At 46.1% G+C, this 7,143-nt stretch carries 3 protein-coding genes; all 3 read right to left on the bottom strand.

What is annotated here, in order from left to right; translation table 11 throughout:
- Window positions 1–431 (bottom strand): hypothetical protein (locus HPS53_RS09880; RefSeq protein WP_216651918.1); only part of this gene is annotated, 431 nt, incomplete at its 3' end.
- A 159-nt stretch (window positions 432–590) separates the two neighbouring features.
- Window positions 591–4,031 (bottom strand): RHS repeat-associated core domain-containing protein, encoded by a 3,441-nt coding sequence (locus tag HPS53_RS09875; RefSeq protein ID WP_172205949.1) that lies wholly within the window; start codon window positions 4,029–4,031, stop codon window positions 591–593.
- A 12-nt stretch (window positions 4,032–4,043) separates the two neighbouring features.
- Window positions 4,044–7,127 carry a hypothetical protein gene (locus tag HPS53_RS09870; protein WP_172205948.1) on the bottom strand — a complete coding sequence of 1,028 codons (3,084 nt, stop codon included), beginning with the start codon at window positions 7,125–7,127 and terminating at the stop codon, window positions 4,044–4,046.
- Window positions 7,128–7,143: the final 16 nt, after the last annotated feature.

The following is a 7,143-nucleotide window of genomic DNA, read 5'->3' as shown; positions in this document are numbered from 1 at the left end:
TTATAAAAGAAAGTATAATCCGGATACGTATGATATATACATCCTTTTGCTATCGGGTTCTTTTTCAAGTCGAGAACTGTCAGCATTAGTTTGAATTCGAACGATGTGAACACGCAGTCAAGCACAACGTTTATTCCATATTCCTTTATCCTCTTTTTCTTGAACAGCCACTCGTTTCTGTATCCACCCTGTCTGAACTGTTGGTGAAGTCCGATAAGTATCTCCGGTTTTACGTCACACACGATATTTGCCAGATAATATCCTTTTTCCAGCATTGCCAGGTAAAACTCATATCGTTCCTCGATGTCCATTGCTATATAACGGCTTTGTTCCGCTTCATCAAAAGGTATTGTAATCTCTATTGTCTTAAAACATTCGCTTAGCTTTATTGTGGGTTTTATTATTTTTGCAGATAATAGAACGTAAATCATATTATAAATGCCTGTTTCTATCTTTTCTTTGCGAACGGCTTTTGATAAATAGTAGTCTATAAAACTAACATTAAATTGAAATTTATAACGAAAATCGTTACTTATACCTGAATAATGTTCATGATGTATGTTTAAACTAATGTATCTTAAGTTCATAATTTATGGTATTTTATGTTTATGTTCATCTTTTAATTGTCCCTGTTTTCTTAATGTATTTGCTCTATCTTTTTCATAATTATAAATCTTATCTCTTGCATTCTTTCCCGCCGGTTCTTTATGTGTTATAACAGATTCATATCTGTCCTCTCCTGCCAGACGATTCCATTTCCTTACCTGACTCTCCGCTCTGTATGATTTGCCGTCTTTCCTTATCTTTCCGGAGCTTACACCTGTCTTTACTATCTCTCCGGTGAATTTATCTATGATGTCATAAGCATGCTGTGCCCTTGTGCTTGCCTTTGAGTTCCCGTGCACGGCTTTTACAATCTTTACGCCGTCTTTAACATCACCGATACTTACAGGCAGGAATTCCGAAGCGAGACTTGCCCCTGCAATGACTTTCTCTTCGGTCGATGCTTCATCATTTAAAAGCGTGTTCGCATTTTCCGTTATGTCGGAAACGATATCATAGTAAGTGTCCGCTTTTGTCAATGCGGAAAAGCCTTTTTTGCTTGCGGTTTTTGCTATACGATATCCGCCTTTTATGATTTTTGTCCATACACTGCGGCCATCCGGATCTACAAACTTTATCGGATTGTCAAGACAATATACATACGGACTGACATTCAGATAATCGTCCGCGAGCGGGTCCGGCCTGTTCCACCTGCATAATATCGGGTCATACATCCTCGCCCCGTAGTCATACCAGTCGAGTCCGAGCAGCCTGTCGAGTTCCTTGCCGTTATACTTATACCTTTGTACCTCGTCGTCTTTGTCGTTGAGGAATAAAGCCCCGAACGGATAGTACTGGTTTGTCTGCTCCACCGTCCCGTCCTGGTTGAACACTATCCTGACGTTTCCGAGATGGTCTTTCTGGTAGAAGTGATATACGGGTATCTTGTTGGTGAAAGTGACGTACCCTCCGTCAAAGAGTACTTTGTCGAGTCTGTAATTGTCATATATCACGTTTCCGCAATAGTCGATCTGCCTTACACCGTATGGTGTCGTTATGGGGAAGTCCGGTTTTGTAATCAGTGAGTCTCTTATTCCCGGATATATCGGTTCTGTTGGCAGTGTTCCCGGTGGGATAGCCCCGTTTGGAAGCCTTTCCCCGTCCGTCATCATCATTGTCGTTGCCGGGTATATTATGTACGGCAGGTCGAGCACGTATGTTGCGCATAGTTTTTCCCCGTCGGCTCTGTATGTGTATGATACGCTCTTTCCGCTGTCGAGTTCTATTTTTGCCGGCCTGTTTGTCACGTTGTATGACATGGCTGTGATGCCCTTGTTCAGGTCCATGACCATGTTTCCGTTGGCGTCATATCCGTATTCCGTATCCTCGTCAGCCAGGTCAAGGAACCGCATGAGTCCTTTTTTATATGCTCCTTTTACTTGGTTTGTCGCCTTCACCGGCCTGTTCCCGTCGTATACGACCGATATTTTGTCTGTATACCTCGCCCCGATGTTTGATACTACTCCTTTGCGTTTTATGACGGTGATGTTTCCGTTCCCGTCGTATGAGTATTCCGTATCGTATCTTCCTGTGTAAGACTCTTTCTCCCAATATTTTGCTCCGGTCAGTCTCGCCAGTCCGTCATACATGAAGCAATACCGGAACTGGTACTGACTGTTTACCGTCCATTGCATTGCCGCGATGTCTCCCCCGTACCTCGGCTTTATTCCCGCTCCCGGTTGTTCGTATGTCAGTCTGACATATCTTGTGCCCGTTCCGATTTTCACCGGCCATGACCGTATGTTGTATTCATACCCGGTTTTTAATGTCGGAAGTCCGTTCTTGCGGTCGGCAGCCAGTCTTCCCCGCTCGTCATATTCCCTGTCCGCTATTTTTATCGGTTCTTTTCCGTTTACGGCAAGCGTGGTGACGAGCGGCCTTCCCGCATGGTCGTATGTCGTGTTGTACACCTCTTCCACGTTCGACTTATATCCTGTCCTGAACGCGTGCGTGTGTTTGTGTCCGGTCTCATTTCCCGTGAAGTCGTATGCATGATAGTGCCGTTCATATCCTTTGAGGTTGTTTGTGGCCTTTGTCTGTATTATCCGTCCCCTGTCGTCATAGTATATGGCCGTAGAGTCGTATGAGTATACCTTATCGGAAGCCGACAGTCTTGCGATGACAGTTCCCGTCTTCCATCCCAACGCCTTTGAGTATATCCGTCCGTATCCGTCTTCCTCGTTGTAGTCCAGTATCCCGTTCCCTTCGGCGAATGTGTATCTGTCGTAGAAGTTTGCCGTCAGGGCGGTGGCATCCGGCACTGATATTCCCGTGATACGGTATCCCATCGTTCCGTTTCCCGTTCCCGTATACTCGCATTTGCATACCGTTTCGAGGAAAAACGACTTCGTGTCTGCCGGAAAGCTGTACGAGCACACTCCCGTGACGCATTCCCTTCCGAACACGTCGTATGCCGTGAACTCGCATATACCTTTTTCCCGCATCTTGCCGTCCTGCCGGTACACGGGCCTGTCTGCGGCATCATATATGAACAGTTCCGGCTCGGCTCCGGGAACTTTTCTCAGGCACATCCTGTTTCTCGTGTCATATCCGTATATGTACGCATATTTTTCGAGCATGTCGCTGTCGATTGTTCCCGAGTTGCAGTTGGCTGACAGCTCCGGCGGCAGCACCGCTCTCAGGTTTCCTCCTGCGTCATATACATAGTAGGTATCATACGATGCAGTTCCAGCTTCCCGGTCAATGGCACGGGAGAGCACTTTTCTTCCGCTCCTGTCCGTAAACACCAGTGCGGCGTGTCCGTCCTCATTCTCTGTTCTTGTTACGCTCAGTGTTCCGTCGGCGTATACTCCCGCCACCCTTACGGATATTCCTCCGGGGCCTTCCGTTATCTCGTGCAGCAGACACCGCAGCGTGTCGGTGCTTCCGCTGTTTGCCATGTAAGCGTATCTCACGGCTTTGCCGGCCTCGTGCCATGCGTCTCCCGGCCCTGTCACGGCTACCGTTCTTCCCGGCGTCGCCCTTTCGTATGAATATTGTGTATATGGGTGGTTGTCGCCCGTTGTTTGAATGGCCGCTTCAAGATATTTGTCTTTAGTCCTGCATCCTGTCCCTTCCGACGCCGTGGCAACCGGGATGCCCTGCCATGCTTTTCTTTCGAGCGAGTTGTATTCGTGGAAGGTTACTATGTCATTCTTCTTCGGCGTGATACCTGTGTGTACTTCCTCCCTTATCCTTCCCAGTCCGTCATAGTATGTGGCGCTCAGTGTCCCGTTGTTTCCGTCGCCCGTCGTCGCTGTGAACGTCACGACACAGTTTCGTGTGGTGTCTGCCGGCAGCTTCATTATAGGCGCGTCATCTTCGACAGGCATGAATTCATAACCGTAATCATCCGTCTGTCCGGGTGCGCTTATGGCGAATATCGCCGCTATGAGCGACAAGATGTATCTTATGTTTGTTTTTGGCATGATGTAATACTTTTATTTTTTATAGTAATAGTCATAACGGTTCAGCACATGTTTCAAATCCCATGGCTCATCATCCAATGTCTCGTAATAATACTTTTCACGGAGTCGTCCCATTGTATCATACTTATATAGTTGTGACAGTCCGTTAGGAAAAATTTCGGCAACCAGCCTCATGTCAGCATTATACATGTATAAGTGGGAAAGTGAGTTGTTTAAATCATGACGATAACTGAAATTGTCGAATGGTATTTGGGAACAATCCATACATGAAGAGTAATGACGTTCATCTCCTAAGACCTCTTCTGCCTTGGCTAATGTGCAATTGTCTATTTTTGCAAGCAGCTTTTGACCGTTAAATCCCCAAAACAAAGCTGAAGTCATGCCGTTGCGGACAATTTCTGTCGGTTTGCCGTAAGCATTGACGACATTCACCTGATAGTCAGTTCTTTTTGCGGCGCTGTTATTCCACGATGTGGTTATTTTGCTGATATATGGTATGCCGTTTCCGGTAAATGAATAGTCGTATGTCTCAGTTTCGACACTGTTCATTTCCTTGGTCTTTTTTTCTACGATTGCAGACAAGATGTGCATGTTGTCCAGCCGGTTGTACATTGTCTTGTCATCAGATGAATATTTGTAGCTGATCGTTCTTGCGTTTCCTTTACTTGTATATGTAAGCTCTTGTGCGGGTAATTTCGCCGCATTGTAGGTGTAGTGGCTTTCAGTATTGAAAGACAGGTTGGATATTTCGGAATAGGTCGTGTCTTTGGCGAATGTTTTCAGGTAACTGCATGTCAGGGTGTTTGCGAGCCATCCCACCTGGCTTATCATAACGTTGTATGGGTCGTGATTGAGTATCACTTCCTGCTGGTATGCGGTTTTCATGGGAGTCTCCGGTGTCCTTTTGTATTTTATGTTTGTCTTCCGTATCAGTTTGTTTGTCGCGTCATAATACTCTTCCGACATGAGTTTTCCTCTTTCCGTAGACATGCTTGTATATATAGCCAAAGGTGAGGAGCCGCCTCCGGCAGTAGTATGTGTGTATTGCTCGTTGCCGTGAGTCTCACCGAAAATGTCCGTGTCGTAATTGCTGTATCTGTATTTTACATATCCCAGGGACTCTCCGTTTTTGTCAAGGGTCTCTTCTATCACGCATGAGTATCCCACGTCGGGTGTATTGAGATTTGTTACCGACGGGAAATATCCTCCTTGCGATTTGAGTTCCAATATAGCGTCTCCGGCTTTGAAAGAAGTGCTTGTCACTGGAGCTCCGGCAGATATGCCGCTGCTTGTCGCCCCGTTATCTTTATTTTCGGAGTAATAATACTTTTTTGTTTCTGTGATGTTGCCATCTTCATCAAGATTCTTTATTGTCGCCACGCGCAAGCCGCCCGATGTGGAGTTGTATTTTTTGGTTGTGATTGTGCAGTGGTCGTCATTCACTTGCTTGGAGTAGTCGTGCAGTTCGTATTCGAATTGTGTACGGCCTCCCGTCGGATATGTTATTCCGGAGAGGGTCTCTGCCGTGGTACATTCAAGATCCGGTAAAACTTTCGAGAAAGACGGGGTGGCTGACAGCGTTACTTCCCCGCCATGGCAATATCCCCACGAGTCTGTGTAAGCCATTGAATATCTGTATGGCATGATATTGGCCCCGTTGCGCTCTTTATTCTTGTTATATCTGAACTTGTATACAGGCATGTCATCGGACATGCCGGTTCCGTATTGTTTGTCGCCGTTTCCTGCCAGCCGGGGCTGATCTGCCGAGAATGCGACGCTCGCGAGTTTCAATCTCTCTTCATGGTTCCCTCCCGAATACCCGAAATATACATATCCGGACGTATCTGAATATCTGCCTTTGATTGTGATCTTGTCGAGAATACAGTGAGTGAGTTTGTTCGCTATCGCCTGGCGGGTGGCATTCTCACTGCTTTGCTGTCCGACGTTGATAAAAACCAGAAATTGTAGGGCAGGGTCTTCGATGTTGCTTGAATAAGGGGATGGTCTCGTGAATCCGGAATTTTTCCAATATAGGGCGTAAACAGTTTGAAAAAATCTGTCACCGTAATTGTTTTCTTTATTATAACTGAAAGTCAGAGTCTCGTTGGGAGTGGTTATTGATACGAGATTTGCCGGAAAAAGAAGAAATCCGGTGAAGGCTTGCCGACCTTTTATGAGTGGGTCGGAAGGAACTTGCGATACATTGTATAACTTTCTGTATAGCGGCATATAGCGCAGGTCGCACATGATGGAAGACGTGTCGTATTTAAACTCTATCACATGCTTGTCGACTGTCGTTATTCTTTTCAGCCGCCAGGTGGTTGCGGTGAGTCCATTGGTAGCTCGCGCATAATATGGTGTGCTGAATTCTGTCGCGTCGAGTCCGCCGAATTCGTATCTGCATCCGTCCGGTGTGACAAGCGTGAACTTATTGAAAAACCTGTTATAATCGGATCTCGTGTTCCAGCCCGTGGTCTTGAAGCGCGTCTCCAATGTTTTAAGGTCGATGAAACCATTTCCTAATGTCGGGTCGAACTCCACTTTTATATCATCGTCGGAGATAACGGTCCAACCGCCATCCTCATTATAATAAAAAGTACCTGAGTATCCGCAAAACGAGAAAGAGAACTCGTCGGCTGTAAGTTCAAAGTAGTCGTTGCCGCGCAATTTGGTTTTTGTCATTTGGTCGAAAGTGCTGTTGGATATGTTTTTCATCTTTGTGGCATGATAGTAAAATCCGTGCCCTATATTGTTCGAGCCGCACATCTCGTCACATATACATCGAACGGTACGGGTGATATATCCTCCTGCCATAAGGCTCCAGCCCATACCGAGACAACCGGGCTGCATATCAGGCTTTACCGCGGCCAAATGATAGTTTGCGGATAGCGGCATACTGTAATCCCCTACGTTTATGTCATATAGCGGAACCGATATTTCCGGTATTCCGGTGTAGTGGCTCACAGGTATGATGCCGTAAAGTCCGAGGTTGGCGATTTCCGGTGACTGTATGTTTTTCAATGGCGTCAGTTGTGCTTTTGCGACACTTGCCGATAACACTATTATCAGATACAGGGCAGTTCTTATCGTCTTCATGGTATATAAGTTTATT

This window comes from Prevotella sp. PTAC (assembly GCF_013166535.1).
Classification (GTDB): domain Bacteria; phylum Bacteroidota; class Bacteroidia; order Bacteroidales; family Bacteroidaceae; genus Prevotella.
This window is presented reverse-complemented; position numbering and strand designations above follow the sequence as displayed.